The sequence below is a fragment of the Devosia psychrophila genome (assembly GCF_000971275.1).
In the GTDB taxonomy this organism is placed as follows: domain Bacteria; phylum Pseudomonadota; class Alphaproteobacteria; order Rhizobiales; family Devosiaceae; genus Devosia; species Devosia psychrophila.
In genome coordinates this window covers 106,028-122,184 of sequence record NZ_LAPV01000129.1, presented here as the reverse complement: position 1 = coordinate 122,184, position 16,157 = coordinate 106,028, and the positions used below count along the sequence as shown (strand labels likewise).

The window sequence follows — 16,157 nt, the reverse complement described above, 5'->3', positions numbered from 1 at the left end:
TATCCCTCCCCCTTGTGGGGAGGGTGGCCCCGAAGGGGTCGGGTCGCCCCAAGCTTCGTGCAATAGCACGGATGGCAATGCCCGCCACAATCCCGCGAGAGATCTCTTCGCGCTCCCCCAGTTCCAGCGCTGAGGCCGCTCTACGCCTTGCTGGCGGAGCAATGCCACCATGCAAGGATACGATCCGCTGAACGCCGCCCTTGGTCCGGCGATCCAGTGACCGCGAGACCGATGAAATGCTCTGACCTTGCTTCCATCGCTCCGACAGCTCGGCCTTCTGCGCTGAAGTAAACCGGATCCGTGACGTCACCATGCTACACCTCCAATCCTTCCAGATTAATGGTGTTGCAATGACCGGTTGAACTCACCAGGCCTTCCCGGCCACTTCCCGCTCTGGCATGGTGCGCCCAACCACACTGGAGCCGTGCCATGACCGAGACCGTTTACATCCCACCGCATGGCAATCGCGTCAGCCAGCGTGGCCTGTTCATTCCGCCGCTGTTGGTCGTGCCCTTCGTGCTCTACAATATCGCAGCGTTTCTATTCTTTGGCGGCTCGCCCTTGGGCTGGTCCAATGGCCTCTTCACCATTCCCATGGTTTCCGGCACGCCCTGGGCCATCACGGCCGGCGACTTTCTGCTGGTCATCGGCATTGTCTGCCTGTTTATCGAAGTGCTGAAATCGACTAACAGCAGCCGTACCTCGATCATCGAGCACATGCTCTCGATGGGCCTGTTCGTGGCTTTCCTGATCGAGTTCCTGCTCGCCGGAGCCGCCGCCAGCTCGGTATTCTTCCTGCTCATGGTCATGTCGCTGATCGACGTCGTCGCCGGTTTCACCGTCTCCATCACCAGCGCCGGCCGCGACGTCACGATGAGCTAAAGCATGTCTCCCGAAAGTGGCCGCCGGTTTCGGGACAAAGACATGCGTCAAACAAAGATCTAACGCGCAGCGAGCGATCTGAACGTTCGCGACGAGCGTTAGGCGACGATCGACGTCCGATACCCTATAGGCATACGCTTGATCGCAACGCGCGCGCCTGCGGAATAAGCGCCAATGGCACCCTCCGCAGTGCCGCGCCGCCGTGCGCGCTGTGGCGCCAGGTTGGCGCGCTCGGCCAGCAACTGGCTGACGAAGGCAGCGGCGGTCGGATTGCGCAACAGTGACGGTTTGCCACCCGGCGCCGTGATCGGCACCAATTGCGCCATTGGCTTTGTCTCGAAATCGGCCATCTTCGCCTCGCTCTGTCTCAAAGCGGGCCAGCCTGTCTCGAAACGAGACAAATCATCTGGCCCTATGCCCTATAAGGGGCAATCCGTGTGCCAGATGCTAACGTTTTGTTAACGTATAAGCTCCCAAAAGCGCGAAATGGTTACCGCAGGCGGGCGGTCAGAACGTATCCTTGTCCTTGCGGATCACCGCGAACACCTCGGCAGGCGATGCGCCTTCCAGTCCAAAATGCTTGGCTAGCCCCACATCGTCGGCTCGCAAAAATGGGTTAGCAGCCTTGTCCTCGCCCAGCAGGAACGGGACCGTCGCCTTGCCCGCAGTCCGCAGCGCATCTACCTCGGCTGCCCGCTTCTGCAGCGCCACATTGTCCGGATCCACCGACAGGGCGAACTTCGCATTGCTCTGGGTATATTCGTGCCCGCAATACACCAGCGTATCGTCCGGCAAATCGCGTAAGGCCTTGACGCCTTCCCACATTGGACCCGGCGTGCCTTCGAACATGCGGCCTACGCCGAGCGAGAACAGCGCATCGGCGGTAAACAGGTGCTTGCCCGCCTTGTCGTGGAACACGATGTGCCCCAGCGTATGGCCCGGCGCGTCATAAACCTTGAACGTCGTTTCGCCCAGCATCACAGTATCGCCACCGGCCACCAGCTCATCGAGATCGGCGATCTTGTCGGCCTCGGCACGCGGCCCGACGACACGTACGCCAAACTCGGCCTTGAGCTCGGCAATGCCTTCGACATGGTCGATATGGTGATGCGTTATGAAGATATCGCTCAGCGTCCAGCCGCGATGCAGCAGCGCAGTCTTGATCGCAGCGGCCTCGGGCGCGTCGATGGCGGCAGTGCGGCCCGTTGCAGTGTCATGCACCAGGTAACCGAAATTATCGCTGCGCGCGGGAAATACGTCGACGATCAGACTCACGGCAATGCTCCTTCAAACTGCAGAACTTGATAGCTAGGGGTGCAGGTTCCACATGACAACCAGCCAGTTGGACAAGTCTCTGGGAAACCGGCAGAGTTGAAGTCATGACAGCCGACGTCACGCGCCTCATCGCCTACTACAAATCGCCGCTGGGCCGCATTTCGCGCACCCTCGTGCGCGAACAGGTCATGGGCCTGGCCGACGACGTTTCCGGCAAGCGCGTGCTGGGCCTCGGCTTCGCCACGCCCTATCTGCGCTTCACGCTGGAAAAAGCCGAACGCGTGCTGGCCTTCATGCCGGCCCGCCAAGGCGCATCGGCCTGGCCGCGCGAGGGTCCATCCCACACCGTGCTGTGCGATCCGCTGGAAATGCCACTGACCGACGCGGCCGTCGACTTGACCATCGCCATTCATGCCTTCGAGCATGTCGCCGATGCCGAGGAGCTGATGCGCGAACTCTGGCGCATCACCGCGCCGAATGGCCAGTTGATCGTCGTCGTGCCGCGTCGTCGCGGTATCTGGGCCCAGCGCGACAACACCCCCTTCGGCCAGGGCAATCCCTATTCCGGCGGCCAGCTCGACAAGCTGTTGCGCGACCACAGCTTCGTGCCAGAGGCTTGGCGCGATGGTCTGTTCCTGCCACCGGTGCAGTCCTCGCTGGTGCTCAAATCAACCCGCCTGTTCGAGCGCGCCGGCCGCATCTTGGCCCCCGCCATGAGCGGGGTCATCTGCGTCCGCGCCCGCAAGGAGGCCTTCCCGGCCATCGCCCGCCGCAAACGCGAAGAACGCTTCGTCCGCGTCCCCAGCATGAACACCGCGACTGCCCGGCAGGTCTGAAATCGCAGACTTCTGTTGTACCACCGCACGGTACCTCCCCCTTGACGGGGGAGGCTAGGTGGGGGTGGCGGCTGGCCCCTACATAGGGTGCTAAACATCCCCCTCCCTGACCCTCCCCGCAAGGGGGAGGGTGTCAACTGGATCGCCAGCGGTCTTTCCAACATCCGCTTTGCCTTCCCGTCTTACTTTGACTATGGTCCGCGCGGTTTTTCCGCCCAGAAATGGCATCATGTCCGACGCTCCTATCCGCCCTATTCCGCAGCCCGGTATTCTCGATATTGCGCCCTACGTGCCCGGCAAGTCCGGCGCGCCGGGCAGCAGCTATATTAAGCTGTCATCCAACGAGTCCCCGCTTGGCGCCAGCCCCAAGGCCATCGCGGCCTTTCGCTCCGTAGCCGATACGCTGGACATCTATCCCGAAGGCACCTCGAAAATCCTGCGCACTGCGCTAGGCGAAGTGCATGGCATTGATCCCGAACTGATCGTCTGCGGCAACGGCTCGGACGATCTGCTGCACCTGCTCGCCCAATGCTATCTGGGCCAGGGCGACGAGGCGATCATGAGCCGCTATGGCTTTTCGGTCTATCCGATCATCACCAAGGCGGCCGGCGCCAGCATCGTCATGGTCGACGAGGATGACTACACCGCCGATGTCGATGCGATCCTTGCCACGGTAACGCCCAGGACCAAAATCATCTGGCTGGCCAATCCGAACAACCCGACCGGCACCTACCTGCCGGACGCCGAAATCCGCCGCCTGCATGCCGGCCTGCGCCAGGATATCATGCTGGTCATCGACAATGCCTACGCGGAATATGTCACGGCCGAGGACTTCACCACCGGCGCCAACCTCGTACGCGAGGCCAGCAACGTCGTCATGGTTCGCACCTTCTCCAAGATGGGCCTGGCTGCGGCCCGCATCGGCTGGATGGTCGGCCCCGATCACGTCGTCGATGCCATCAACCGCATCCGCGGCCCGTTCAACGTTAACCTGCCCGCCCAATTGGCCGGTGCCGCCGCAGCGCGCGACAGCGAATTCAACGACAGGCTCAAGGCGCACAACGCCCAGTGGCGCGACTGGATCACCGCGGAGCTCGACGCCTCGAACCATTTCCGCGTCATTCCCAGCCAGGCCAATTTCGTCATGGTGCTGTTTCCCGATGCCGAACATGCAACACTGGCCTTCGAGACGCTGCGCGATCGCGGCTTGATCGTGCGCGAGATCGGCGCCTCCTATGGCATCCCGGATGGGTTGCGCATTTCGATCGGTTCCGAGCAGGCGATGCGCGGCGTCGCCGGCATTCTCAACGCATTGGTCAAAGTCGCATGAGCGTTCACTTTCGCAAGCTGGCCCTGATCGGTATCGGCCTGATCGGCTCGTCCATCGCGCTGGCCGCCAAGCGGCAGGGTCTGGTGGATGTCATTTCCATCGCCACCCGCAAGCAGGAAACGTTGGACGAAGCCCGCGACCTCAAGCTGGGTGACATCTATACGCTCGAGGCCGCCGAAGCCGTGCGCGGCGCCGACCTGGTAATTATCTGCACCCCGATTGGCGCCTATGAAAGCGTCATGAAGAGCATTGCTTCAGCGTTGGAGCCGGGCGCGATCCTCTCCGACGTGGGCTCGGTCAAGGGCCATGTGGTCAAGACCCTGACCCCATTGGTTCCAGCCGGCATTAGCCTCATTCCCGGCCACCCGCTGGCCGGCACCGAGCATTCCGGTCCATCTGCAGGCTTCCCCGAACTGTTCACCGGCCGCTGGTGCGTGCTGACGCCGGGTCCCGAGGTCGAGCCGGCAAAGACCGAAAAACTTGCAAGCTTCTGGCGTGCCATGGGCAGCCAGGTCGAATGCATGGACGCGACCCATCACGACATGGTGCTGGCCATCACCAGCCATATTCCCCATCTCGTTGCCTATAACATCGTGGGCACCGTGGCTGATCTGGAAGCCGCCACCCAGTCCGAAGTCATCAAGTTCTCGGCCTCGGGCTTCCGCGATTTCACCCGTATTGCTGCCTCCGATCCGGTAATGTGGCGCGACATTTTCTTGACCAATCGCGATGCCGTGCTGGAAATGCTGGGCCGCTTTTCCGAGGATTTGTCGGCCTTACAGCGCTCCGTGCGCACGGGGGACGGCCCAGCGCTTGAAGCCATGTTCACCCGCACCCGCGCCATCCGCCGCTCGATCATCTCCGCCGGCCAGGAAACCGCCGCCGCCGACTTTGGCCGCCCGCATGAAACAGCACCAGTGCCGGATATTGCATTTGTGCGCGAGCACGATGGCGGCGAAGACGCTTAAGGCGGATTGAGATTGCCACTGACCCAGAAGCTCTATCTCCCCCTCTCCCTTGAGGGGAGAGGGTGGGGTGAGGGGTTCAGAGACCGGTTGCGGAAATATGGTCAAACCAGGCGCTGAACCCCTCACCCGGCGCGTTCGCGCCGACCTCTCCCCTCAGGGGAGAGGTGAATAGCGGACACCCAGCCTATCAATACAGCGGCGGCACCGCTGCGATTGGTACTAGCCCCGAAAACACTGCCCCGGCCCTGAAATTGAGCTGGTTGGTGTGCAAGCCATCAGGTCCCGGCGTGCCCAGCACCAGGGTGCGCCATGGCTCTTCGATCATCGGGCCGATCCGCTCGGCGACGCCGCTCGAATTGACCGAAACCTGGCCTTCCAGCAAAGCCTGCGGGTCGATCATCAGCTCGCCAGACGCATCCAGCGTCGCATCTGCGTCGGTCGCATGGATGGAGACCACGTTGAGCTTGCCGCCGGCTTGCTGGATGCTAGCCAGCACTGTCGGATCACCCCAAGCCCGCACATCGTCGGGCAGGCCGCTCATCTCGAGCTGGACCTCGGCATTGGCATCGGTCAGCGTCAGGCCCGGCCACGCGAGGGTTTGCGCCCGCCCATAGAGCGCCAGCGCCGCGGTCTGCCGCTCGGCATCGAGCTGCTCGGGAATATCGAACAGATGCAGCTCTACCAGCGGGCTTTGCGCGATCACCGCATCGCCAAACAGCGTATCGCTCCACACCACGTCCTTGCCTGAGATCGAAGCCCGCGCAATGCGCCAGTCATCGAGCCGCAGGCTGGCTTCCAGCGTCGACCAGGTCACGCTATTGCGCGTGCCGGTAAAATTATCATTGAGCTGCACCGGCCCCAGCGCCGATGCCAGCAGATGGGTTGGTGCATAGACACGAATGCTGGCGCGAATGCCCGGGACTTCGGCAAGCACATCGCCGCTGACGATCCTCGCGTTGACGCAATCGGCATCGAAGCGGAACGGATAACCGCCGACACTGAGCGTCTCGCAGGAGAGGCTAGGCGTCGTGACTCCATCGGCAAAAGCCAGTGCCTCGATGTTCTGCTTGACCACGCCAGCCAGCACAAACCAGGCCGTGCTCCACAGCACGATGAGCGCAACGACAACCGAGCCGAGTATGATGATTCGTTTCTTCATGGCCGCAGTCTTACCTTTCCCGGCAGGCGGACTAAAGAGGGGTGGCGGCCCCGTCATTCATCACGGGTAAATTCGGGTGGCTTTAGGATCGCAAGGCTCATACCCAAGGCAGGCGATTGCTTGCCGCCGCAGGCTTGCCTAGGTTTCTGTTCAGGTTGAGGCGATGCACGATTTGGAAAATACAGTGACCCATTGGGTCTTCGGTTATGGATCACTGATCTGGAACCCCGGCTTTGCCCATGTTTCAGCGCAGCAGGGCTTGCTCAAAGGCGCCCATCGCAGCCTCTCCATCGTCTCGCATCATCATCGCGGCACTGTCGAGCAACCGGGGCTGGTGTTCGGGCTGGCGCGCGGCGGCTCCTGCCGCGGCATGGTGTTCGAAGTCGCAGATAGCCATTGGGCCCAGGTTCGCGCATACCTGCAGCAGCGCGAACAGGTCACCGCGGTTTATCGCGACGTGATGCGCCCGGTCCGTCTCGCCGATGGCAGGACCATCAGCGCGTTGGCCTTCCTCGTCGACGAACGCCACGAACAATTCGCCGGCCGCCTCGATCTCGACCAGCAACTCGCTATGGTCCGTGCCGGCGTAGGCCTGTCCGGCCGCAATATCGACTATGTACTGAATACCGCCAAACATCTGAGCGAGTTGGGCATTCGCGATCGGCAATTGATGGCCTTGGCCGATCTGCTGGCCAAGGACGAAGCGGCCTAGAGCGACAGCCGCCCACTCTCTCCGACACAACTCGCCCGCTGGCCAAACTCGCCGACCCGCCCCTCGATGATCCCAGCGATACGCAGCATGCCCTGCGATGGCCGCCCCGGCTGCCGCAACATCGGATTGGGCAGAGCCGTCACAAGCAGCGTCGCCCTGCGCCAGTCCAAATGTTGCGGCTCGAAGCCAAACGCCCGTTGCGCCCCGGCCCCAATCCCGAACTGCCCCTCCGGACCCCACTCGGCGATGTTGAGATAAATTTCCATAATCCGCCGCTTGGGCATGATCAGGTCGATATAGAGCGCCAGCGGCACTTCGAGAACCTTGCGCACCACGCTCTGCTGGTTCCACAGGAATAGGTTTCGCGCCACCTGCATGGTGATGGTCGAGGCGCCGCGCGCATCCTCGCCATCCATGTAGCGCTCGACCTCTTCACGCAATGCGCCGAAATCGACGCCCCAATGCCGGCAGAACTGCCCGTCTTCCGACAGGATCACCGAGGCTTTCAGGCGATCCGAAATCTGCCCGATATCGCGCCATTGCCGATCGACCGGACGCCCGGTGACATAACGCTCCAGCATCGGCACCGAGACCGGGTGCACCACCAGATAGATCGGCGTCAGCACCACCGGAATGGCGATCAGCACGCCAAGCACCAGCGCGATGGAGCGGATGATCCGCCAGATGCCTTTTGCTGTGCTGCGTCGTGCCATGGCAGGCTCAATAGCCAACCAACAGCATCACGTCCACCACGCGTCACCCTCACGCTTGACCCGAGGGCGTTACTCTAGCTGAACCTTTGGCATGATCCCGCGGGTCAAGCCCGAGGGTGACGATCTGTAGGGATGGGTTTGGTAGCTCTAAAGCTAGTTCTTGCCGCCACTGCCTCAAACCGGCTAGCAACGACATATGCATGATTTCGCCGCCGACATTGCCGCTTGTGCCAAAGACGTGGAAGCGGGTCTCGCGCAGCATCTCGATGTCGCGCGTCTGTCGGGCCCCGGCCCCGCCGCCGAGCGTGTCGTTGCAGCCATGCGGCATGGGGCACTCGATGGCGGCAAGCGCCTGCGCCCGCTGCTGGTGCGCCAGGCCGCCGCCATCTTCAATGTATCTCCGGCCAACGCCCTGACCGCCGGCCTCGCCGTCGAAATGGTGCACTGCTATTCGCTGATCCACGACGACCTGCCCGCCATGGACGACGATGACCTGCGCCGTGGCCGACTCACCGTGCACAAGGCCTTCGACGAAGCCTCCGCAATCCTTGCCGGCGACGCGCTGCTGACGCACGCCTTCGGCCTGCTCGCCGACCCAATCTGCCACCCCGATCCGTCGGTGCGCATTGCCCTTGTCACCGAACTGGTCGCCGGCTCCGGCGCGGGCGGCATGGTCGGCGGCCAGATGCGCGATATCGAAGGCGAACAGGGCGGATTTTCCGGCGACCAGATTTCCACCATGCAAGCGATGAAAACCGGCGCCCTGATCCGCGCCAGCGTCCGCATGGGCGCTATCCTCGGCGGCGCCGATGCCCGCGCGCTCTCCGTGGTCACCGCTTATGCCGAGGCTGCCGGCCGCGCCTTCCAGCTTGCCGACGATATCCTCGACGTCACCGCCACGCCTGAAGCCATGGGCAAGGCCACCGGCAAGGATGCGAACGCCGGCAAGCAGACCCTCGTCGCCCAGCTCGGCCTCGACGGCGCCAAGGTCCGCCTCGCCCAGACCGTCAATGACGCGCTCTCGGCCCTCCGCACCTTCGGCCCCAAGGCTGACGGATTGCGCGCCACCGCCCGTTATTTTGCCAGCCGGGAGAACTGAAATGCCGAGCCTGCTCAGCGTCAACCAGGGTACAGGCCGGCATATCCCCGGCTACAAGCCGCTCACTGGCATCATCAAGACGCCCGTGCCAAATGCCCAGATCGACCGCATGGGCCTGGCCAATGACGCCGTCTGCGACCGCAAGCATCATGGTGGCGTCGACCAGGCCATCTACATCTATTTTGCCGATGACTATCAGTTCTGGGCCGACCAGCTCGGCAAGCGCATCGAACCGGGTTGGTTCGGTGACAACCTCACCATCAGTGGCGTCGAAGGCCGCAGTGTTGCTATCGGTGATCGCTTCGCCATTGGCCAGATCTTGCTCGAGGTCACCTACCACCGCACCCCCTGCATGACTTTTTCGGCGCTGATGAGCGACCCGATGTGGGTGAAAAAATTCCACCGCGCCGGCCGCCCCGGGGCCTATTGCCGCGTGCTAACCCCGGGCACGGTCGAACCCGGCATGGCGCTCACCTACACCCACTTTGCCGGTGAACGCGTCACCGTCAGCGAATTGATGGCGCTCGATGGCAAGCGCGACATCGACCCCGGCTTCATGCGCCGCGCGCTGACCACACCCATCCGCGAGAAGACACGCTTCAAATACGAAGACAACCTCGCCAGCCTGATCTGAAAGCGATCCATGTCCCTCGCGTCCGTCCAAGCCGACCTCGCCGCCCGCGCGCCTGATCTTGCCGTCGAGGTCACCGACGCCTCGACCGCCACGGTGCAACTGGCCGCCGCAGTGCATGGCGTCGAGCCCGGTCAGATCGCCAAGACGCTGTGCATTCGCGTCAGAGATGAGGAAATCCTGCTGGTGACCCGCGGCGATGCCCGGCTCGACAACCAGAAATCCAAGATTGCCTTCGGTGGCCGCCCGCGCATGCTTGGCGCCGAAGACGTGCTGCGCCTCACCAGCCATCAGGTCGGCGGCGTCTGCCCCTTCGGCCTGCCGTCTCCCCTGCCGATCTATCTCGACGTTTCGATCAAGGTGTATGAACTAATGATCCCGGCTGGCGGCGACACCCACGCCTCGGTCCGCCTCAGCGTCACTCGCCTCGCCGAACTCTGCGGCAACAAATGGGTCGATGCGTGTGTACCGCCGGGCGAGGTGATCCAGTTTCCCTGAACTGCATCGTCACGGACGCAGCTCTGGCTCACGAGCCGTATGACGCAAGGAAACGATGACAATATCGTCTGCATCAGGCCGATAGAAAATCACGTAGGGAAACGGGATCACCACGAGGCGCCGAAGCCGCTCTACGCTGGTCAGCTGCCCGGAATGCGGGAAGTCCGGCAGCAATTCGATCAGGGTCCTGATGCGATATTGTATGCGGCGAGCGCCCGTTGGCGACCGCTCCGCCACGAAATCCAGTATTGCAGCGAGCTCGGCCAAGGCCCGCGGCGTGAAGCGAACCTTCACTGGCTGTGCTTGGCCCAGACGGCTGCAACTTGTGCATCGCTGGCATAGACGCCCGCATCGGCCTCGATCATGGACGGCGCCAACGCTGCAAGCTCGTCCACAGACAACTGGTAGATCGACTGCTCTGCTTCGGTCAGCTGCAGGACGACGCGTGCAAGATCGTCCTGGGCACGCTGTGGCAGGGCACGCGCGCGTTCAATCGCTTCATCCAAAAGTGTGGTCATGGACTTAATATGCTGTCGTCCGGTGCAAGGCACAAGTGTTACTGCGCCCGCTCACTCCGCCGCCTTCTGCCCCTGCCCGAATTTCCGCTCGATGTAATCCGCCACCATCACCTTGAACTGGTCGGCTACATCGGCCCCGCGCAGCGTCACTGCTTTTTGGCCATCGATGAACACAGGCGCGGCCGGTGACTCTCCCGTGCCTGGCAGTGATATCCCGATATTGGCATGCTTGCTCTCGCCGGGGCCGTTGACGATGCAGCCCATTACGGCCACCGTCAGCGTTTCGACGCCGGGATAGCGCTCTTTCCAGTCCGGCATCGAGGCCGTCAGGTGATCCTGGATATCCTTGGCCAGATGCTGGAACGTGTCGGACGTCGTGCGGCCGCAACCGGGGCAGGCGGCGACCACCGGCAGGAACTGGCGGAAGCCCATAGTCTGAAGCAGTTCCTGCGCCACCTTGACCTCGGTGGTGCGATCGCCACCCGGCTCGGGCGTCAATGAAATCCGGATGGTGTCGCCAATGCCCTGCTGCAGCAAAATGCCCATGGCCGCCGACGAGGCGACGACACCCTTGGTGCCCATGCCCGCCTCGGTCAGCCCCAGATGCAGCGCATAATCGCAGCGCGCCGCCAAGTCCTGATAGACCGCGATCAGATGCTGCACATCCGACACCTTGGTCGAGAGGATGATCTTGTCGCGCCCCATGCCGAGTTCTTCGGCACGGCGGGCACTGAGCAAAGCGGACTGGATGATCGCCTCGCGCTGCACCGCGGCAGCCGAAATCGGCGCGGCCGACACGGCGTTCTCATCCATCAATCTGGTGAGCAGTTCCTCGTCGAGAGAACCCCAGTTCACCCCGATACGCACCGGCTTATTGTACCTGTTGGCAATCTCGATCAGCGTTGAAAACTGCGTATCGCGCTTGGCCTTGAAGCCAACATTGCCCGGATTGATGCGATATTTCGCCAAAGCCTCTGCACAGGCCGGATGATCGGTCAGAAGCTTGTGGCCAATGTAGTGGAAGTCACCAACCAGCGGCACGTCATAACCCATAAAGGCCAGCCGATCGCGGATGATCGGTACGGCGGCGGCGCTCTCGTCGCGATCCACCGTGATGCGCACGATTTCAGAGCCGGCCCGCGCCAGTTGCATGACCTGTTTCACCGTCGCGTCGATATCGGCGGTGTCGGTATTGGTCATCGACTGCACGACGACGGGCGCCCCACCGCCGACCATCACGCCGCCGACGCTCACACCCACCGAATTTCTACGCGCCAGAGCACCGGCCATCAAACACCTCGAACCATTGAGGGAGAAATAGTCCTCCCACACTACCGGCGCAATGCTTCTCGATTGTGTCGAACTGGCGCCTTCTTGTTCGTCATGTAGCATGAAACGCGAAACCGGAGGATTGCCATGAGTTTTGCCGCCTATCTGGCCAATATCGAAAAACAGACAGGGGTCAGCCCGGACGAATTTGTCAGGCTGGCCACCAAGAAGGGCCTGACCAAGCCAGGCACCAAGGCGACCCCCATCACCGACTGGCTAAAGGCCGATTACGGCCTGGGTCACGGCCACGCCATGGCCATCGTCAAACTGCTGCGCGAACGCAGTGCGCTTGACTAGAGATTGTGATGGGTGGCCTCTTGAACCTGGCGAGATAGGGGCCATCTCTCGTCCATGATAAAGATGCTCCTCCCCCGCCTCGTCCTCTTCCGCAAAGAAGTCGTCCAGCTCTGGAAGGCATTCTTCGCGCCGGAAACGCCAATCATGTTGAAGGCCGCAACGCTGTTTGTGGCTTTCTATCTGGTCAACCCGATCGACATCATTCCAGATTTCATCCCGCTTGCGGGCTGGATCGATGACATCGTGCTGGTCCCCATGATGGTAGGCTGGATCGTCAGCCGCCTGCCGGTCCCCGTCAGAGCCGACATGCGCGAACGCAACGGCCAAACCATCGACGGCCGCGCGCGCCGCGTGTAGCGGAAACAAAAGGCCCGGATCGCTCCGGGCCTTTTGCTATTCGAACCGGACCAGCAAATCCTTGGCGTCGATCTGGTCGCCCGGCTTGATCAAGAGCTCCGCGATCACGCCATCGGCTTCGGCGTGGATTGCCGTCTCCATCTTCATCGCTTCGATCGAGCAGATCACGTCGCCGGCGCTGACCTTCTGGCCTTGCTTGACGTTGAGCGTCGAGATCACCCCCGGCATTGGCGCGCCGACCTGCTTGGCATCGCCGAGCGCTGCCTTGGCGCGAACCTTGATCTCGCCGACCTTTAGGCGATCCGGAACGAGAATTGTGCGTGGCTGGCCATTGAGATCGAAGAACACCCGCACTTCGCCCTTTTCATTGGTTGGGGCGCGGCCGAGATATTGCAGCACCAGCGTCTTGCCCTTCTCTATGTCGACGAACAGTTCATCGCCTTCCGACAGGCCATAGAAATACACCGGCGTCGGCAGCACTTCGGTCGGGCCGTAGCGCTCCTGGGTCTTTTCGAAATCCGAATAGACCTTGGGATACATCAGGTAGGACGCGAGCCGGAGATCGTCGATCTCATGCCCGACTTCGTCGGCGATCTTCTTGCGTTCGGCTTCCAGGTCAACCGGCTGGAGATAAGAGCCCGGCCGTTCGGTCAGCGGCGTCTTGCCCTTGAGAACCTTGGCCTGCAGTGCCTTGGGGAAACCGCCGGGCGGCTGGCCCAGATCGCCGGCAAAGAAGCCGACCACCGAGTCCGGGAAGGCGATGTCGCGCTTGGGGTCTTCTACGTCGGCCCGCGTCAGGCCTGCCGAAACCATGGCCAGTGCCATGTCGCCGACCACCTTGGACGACGGCGTCACCTTGACGATATCACCGAACATCTGGTTGACGTCGGCATAGGTCTGCGCGACCTCGTGCCAGCGGGTTTCCAGCCCCAGCGAGCGCGCCTGTTCCTTGAGATTGGTGAACTGGCCGCCCGGCATTTCGTGCAGGTAGACTTCGGATGCACCGCCCTTGAGATCGCTCTCGAAGGCGCGATATTGCGTCCGCACCGCTTCCCAATAGAACGAAATCTGGCGGATCGCCTTGGCATCAAGCCCCGGATCGCGCTCATCGCCCTGCAGCGCGGCCACGATGGAGCCCAGCGTCGGCTGGCTGGTGGTGCCGCTCAGCGCATCCATGGCCGCATCAACGGCATCGACGCCGGCTTCGACGGCCGCCAGCACGGTGGCCGAAGCAACGCCCGAGGTGTCGTGGGTATGGAGGTGGATCGGCAAGTTGGTCTCGTTGCGCAGCGTGGCAATCAGCTTCTTGGCCGCGGAAGGCTTCAGCAGCCCCGCCATGTCCTTGAGGCCCAGCACATGCGCACCAGCCTTTTCCAGCTCCTGCGCCAGTCCGACATAGTATTTCAGGTCATATTTGGCGCGGTCGGGATCGAACAGGTCGCCGGTGTAGCAGATGACGCCCTCGGCGACCTTGCCCTCCTCGATCACCGCATCGAGCGAGACGCGCATGTTCTCGACCCAGTTCAGGCAATCGAAGACGCGGAACACATCGACGCCGCCGGCTGCGGCCTGCTTGACGAAGAACTTGACGACATTGTCGGCATAATTGGTGTAGCCAACGCCGTTGCTGCCGCGCAGCAGCATTTGCGTTAGGATGTTCGGCGCGCCTTCGCGCACCTTGGCCAGCCGCTCCCACGGGTCCTCGTTGAGGAAGCGCATCGACACGTCGAACGTCGCGCCACCCCAGCATTCGAGCGAGAAGAGGTTCGGCAGGCCGCGGCTATAGGCCTGCGCTATGCGGGTAATGTCGAACGAGCGCATCCGCGTCGCCAGCAGCGATTGATGCGCATCGCGCATCGTCGTGTCGGTAAACAGCACGCGCTTCTGCTGCTTCATCCAGCGCGCCAGCCCGGCAGCGCCTTCACGCTCAAGAACCTGACGGCTGCCTTCGATGACGCTGAGCGCCGGGAATTCCGGCACCACTGGCGCTGCGGCGGCCGCTGGCGGCCGTGGCCGGTCGCGCACTTCGGGATGACCATTGACGGTCACGTCGGCGATATAGCTGAGCAGCTTGGTCGCACGATCCTTGCGAGGCTTGAAGTTGAACAGCTCCGGCGTCGTGTCGATAAACCGCGTCGTATAGCGGTTCTGCACGAAGTCGGGATGGGTGATGATGTTCTCGAGGAATGCAAGATTGGTCGAGACGCCGCGAATGCGGAACTCGCGCAAGGCGCGGTGCATGCGGGCGATGGCTTCCTCGGCACTCGGCGCCCAGCAGGTGACTTTCTCCAGCAGCGGATCATAAAACCTCGTGATCACCGCGCCTGCATAAGCCGTGCCGCCATCGAGCCGCACGCCAAAGCCGGTCGCACCGCGATAGGCGGTGATGCGGCCATAGTCCGGAATGAAGTTCTGTTCGGGGTCTTCCGTGGTCACCCGGCACTGGATTGCATTGCCGTTGAGATGGATATCTTCCTGCAGCGGCACGCCGGATTCCGGAGTGCCGATGACAGCGCCGTCGAGCAGATGGATCTGCGCCTTGACGATGTCGATGCCGGTCACTTCCTCGGTGACGGTATGCTCCACCTGGATGCGCGGATTGACCTCGATGAAATAGAATTTATCGGTATCGGCATCCATCAGGAATTCGACGGTGCCGGCACCACGATAGTTGGCGGCATTGCCGAGGCGAACCGCGGCGTCAGTCAGCTCCTTGCGCACTTCGGCCGACAGGTAGGGCGCCGGAGCGCGCTCCACTACCTTCTGGTTGCGGCGCTGAACCGAGCAGTCGCGTTCATATAGATGCACCAGGTTGCCGTGGTCGTCGCCGATCAGTTGCACTTCGACATGGCGGGCCCGCTCGACCAGCTTTTCGAGATACATCTCGTCCTTGCCGAACGCCGCCTTGGCCTCGCGCTTGCCTTCCGACACTTCCGATAGCAGCGTGCTTTCGTCCATGATGCGACGCATGCCGCGCCCGCCGCCGCCCCAGCTTGCCTTGAGCATCAGCGGATAGCCAACCTCGGCCGCCAGCTTTTTGATCTGCTCGGGATCGTCGGGCAGTGCGTCGGTGGCGGGAACCACAGGGACATTGTTGGCGATCGCCATGTTGCGCGCGGCAACCTTGTTGCCGAGGTCGCGCATGGTCTGTGCGCGGGGGCCGATAAAGATCAGCCCCGCATCCTCGCAGGCATCGACGAATTCCGGACTTTCCGACAGCAGGCCATAGCCGGGATGAATCGCATCGGCGCCCGAAATGCGAGCGATGCGGATATACTCGTCGATCTGCAGATAGGCCTCGACCGGACCCTTGCCCTTGCCGATCAGATAGGCCTCGTCGGCCTTGAACCGATGCAGCGCCAGCTTGTCTTCTTCGGCATATGCCGCCACCGTCTTGAGCCCCAGCTCATTGGCCGCCCTAAATACGCGAATGGCGATTTCGCTGCGATTGGCGACGAGGATTTTCTTGATTGGCATCGATTGCATATCCGAGCAGGAGGGAGTGGGGACCCTTGTGGAGGGTCCGGCTCAGGTGGTCGGCAACGGATGAGGC

The 16,157-nt window shown here is 62.4% G+C and carries 18 protein-coding genes and 1 pseudogene; 10 read left to right on the top strand and 9 right to left on the bottom strand.

The features are described 5' to 3' along the window. Window positions 1–43: 43 nt before the first annotated feature. Window positions 44–313 (bottom strand): annotated as a pseudogene (locus WH91_RS26140) (IS30 family transposase); the annotation flags it as partial. Window positions 314–429: 116 nt separating this feature from the next. On the opposite strand from WH91_RS26140, the gene WH91_RS12795 reads away from it, so the two are divergent. Continuing rightward, a complete protein-coding gene (locus WH91_RS12795; protein WP_244542352.1) occupies window positions 430–882 on the top strand; it encodes a hypothetical protein in 453 nt (150 codons plus the stop codon). Window positions 883–980: 98 nt separating this feature from the next. Here the strand turns inward: WH91_RS12795 and WH91_RS12790 are convergent, their stop codons facing one another. Together WH91_RS12790 and gloB are read right to left on the bottom strand one after the other, a co-directional pair. Then, entirely contained in the window at window positions 981–1,232 is a 252-nt protein-coding gene (locus WH91_RS12790; protein ID WP_046171392.1) for a hypothetical protein, read from the bottom strand. A 157-nt stretch (window positions 1,233–1,389) separates the two neighbouring features. After that, a complete protein-coding gene (gloB, locus tag WH91_RS12785; RefSeq protein WP_046171391.1) occupies window positions 1,390–2,157 on the bottom strand; it encodes a hydroxyacylglutathione hydrolase in 768 nt (255 codons plus the stop codon). A gap of 104 nt (window positions 2,158–2,261) precedes the next feature. On the opposite strand from gloB, the gene WH91_RS12780 reads away from it, so the two are divergent. The 3 genes from WH91_RS12780 (at window position 2,262) to WH91_RS12770 (ending at window position 5,291) form a co-directional block, all read left to right on the top strand. Further along, on the top strand, window positions 2,262–2,993 hold the full coding sequence (locus WH91_RS12780; protein WP_046171390.1) for a class I SAM-dependent methyltransferase: 732 nt from the start codon (window positions 2,262–2,264) through the stop codon (window positions 2,991–2,993). Window positions 2,994–3,222: 229 nt separating this feature from the next. Further along, window positions 3,223–4,323 carry a histidinol-phosphate transaminase gene (gene hisC, locus WH91_RS12775; RefSeq protein WP_046171451.1) on the top strand — a complete coding sequence of 367 codons (1,101 nt, stop codon included), beginning with the start codon at window positions 3,223–3,225 and terminating at the stop codon, window positions 4,321–4,323. Further along, a complete protein-coding gene (locus tag WH91_RS12770; RefSeq protein WP_046171389.1) occupies window positions 4,320–5,291 on the top strand; it encodes a prephenate/arogenate dehydrogenase family protein in 972 nt (323 codons plus the stop codon). Before hisC ends, WH91_RS12770 begins: the two co-directional genes overlap by 4 nt. 187 nt (window positions 5,292–5,478) lie before the next feature. Here the strand turns inward: WH91_RS12770 and WH91_RS12765 are convergent, their stop codons facing one another. Further along, complete coding sequence (locus WH91_RS12765; RefSeq protein WP_046171388.1) at window positions 5,479–6,450, bottom strand: DUF2125 domain-containing protein; 972 nt, start codon at window positions 6,448–6,450, stop codon at window positions 5,479–5,481. A 184-nt stretch (window positions 6,451–6,634) separates the two neighbouring features. On the opposite strand from WH91_RS12765, the gene WH91_RS12760 reads away from it, so the two are divergent. Continuing rightward, on the top strand, window positions 6,635–7,162 hold the full coding sequence (locus WH91_RS12760) for a gamma-glutamylcyclotransferase (protein WP_244542351.1): 528 nt from the start codon (window positions 6,635–6,637) through the stop codon (window positions 7,160–7,162). Here the strand turns inward: WH91_RS12760 and WH91_RS12755 are convergent. Continuing rightward, window positions 7,159–7,875 carry a transglycosylase domain-containing protein gene (locus tag WH91_RS12755; protein WP_046171386.1) on the bottom strand — a complete coding sequence of 239 codons (717 nt, stop codon included), beginning with the start codon at window positions 7,873–7,875 and terminating at the stop codon, window positions 7,159–7,161. The genes WH91_RS12760 and WH91_RS12755 overlap by 4 nt on opposite strands. A gap of 196 nt (window positions 7,876–8,071) precedes the next feature. On the opposite strand from WH91_RS12755, the gene WH91_RS12750 reads away from it, so the two are divergent. From WH91_RS12750 to WH91_RS12740, 3 genes are read left to right on the top strand one after another with little or no spacing between them, the layout of a single operon-like run. Then, a complete protein-coding gene (locus WH91_RS12750; RefSeq protein ID WP_046171385.1) occupies window positions 8,072–8,974 on the top strand; it encodes a polyprenyl synthetase family protein in 903 nt (300 codons plus the stop codon). Between the two features lies 1 nt (window position 8,975). Then, on the top strand, window positions 8,976–9,608 hold the full coding sequence (locus WH91_RS12745; protein WP_046171384.1) for an MOSC domain-containing protein: 633 nt from the start codon (window positions 8,976–8,978) through the stop codon (window positions 9,606–9,608). Window positions 9,609–9,617: 9 nt separating this feature from the next. Next, the gene (locus WH91_RS12740; RefSeq protein WP_046171383.1) at window positions 9,618–10,103 is read left to right on the top strand and encodes a YbaK/EbsC family protein; all 486 of its coding nucleotides are present in this window, start codon (window positions 9,618–9,620) and stop codon (window positions 10,101–10,103) included. 9 nt (window positions 10,104–10,112) lie between these two features. Here WH91_RS12740 and WH91_RS12735 read toward each other — a convergent pair whose 3' ends face one another. The 3 genes from WH91_RS12735 to ispG are packed head-to-tail and all read right to left on the bottom strand — an operon-like array spanning window position 10,113 to window position 11,911. Beyond that, window positions 10,113–10,397, bottom strand: coding sequence for a type II toxin-antitoxin system RelE/ParE family toxin (locus WH91_RS12735; RefSeq protein ID WP_052952817.1), 285 nt, complete (start codon window positions 10,395–10,397; stop codon window positions 10,113–10,115). Beyond that, window positions 10,394–10,621: a hypothetical protein gene (locus WH91_RS12730; protein WP_046171381.1), complete on the bottom strand. Its 228-nt coding sequence runs from the start codon at window positions 10,619–10,621 to the stop codon at window positions 10,394–10,396. Before WH91_RS12730 ends, WH91_RS12735 begins: the two co-directional genes overlap by 4 nt. A gap of 51 nt (window positions 10,622–10,672) precedes the next feature. Next, window positions 10,673–11,911, bottom strand: coding sequence for a flavodoxin-dependent (E)-4-hydroxy-3-methylbut-2-enyl-diphosphate synthase (gene ispG / locus WH91_RS12725; protein WP_046171380.1), 1,239 nt, complete (start codon window positions 11,909–11,911; stop codon window positions 10,673–10,675). A gap of 126 nt (window positions 11,912–12,037) precedes the next feature. Between ispG and WH91_RS12720 the strand changes: the two genes are divergently transcribed. Further along, complete coding sequence (locus WH91_RS12720; protein ID WP_046171379.1) at window positions 12,038–12,247, top strand: DUF4287 domain-containing protein; 210 nt, start codon at window positions 12,038–12,040, stop codon at window positions 12,245–12,247. Window positions 12,248–12,301: 54 nt separating this feature from the next. Further along, the gene (locus WH91_RS12715) at window positions 12,302–12,604 is read left to right on the top strand and encodes a YkvA family protein (RefSeq protein WP_046171378.1); all 303 of its coding nucleotides are present in this window, start codon (window positions 12,302–12,304) and stop codon (window positions 12,602–12,604) included. A gap of 36 nt (window positions 12,605–12,640) precedes the next feature. On the opposite strand, the gene pyc is transcribed toward WH91_RS12715, so the two are convergent. Beyond that, complete coding sequence (gene pyc, locus WH91_RS12710) at window positions 12,641–16,081, bottom strand: pyruvate carboxylase (RefSeq protein ID WP_046171377.1); 3,441 nt, start codon at window positions 16,079–16,081, stop codon at window positions 12,641–12,643. Window positions 16,082–16,157 lie beyond the last annotated feature (76 nt).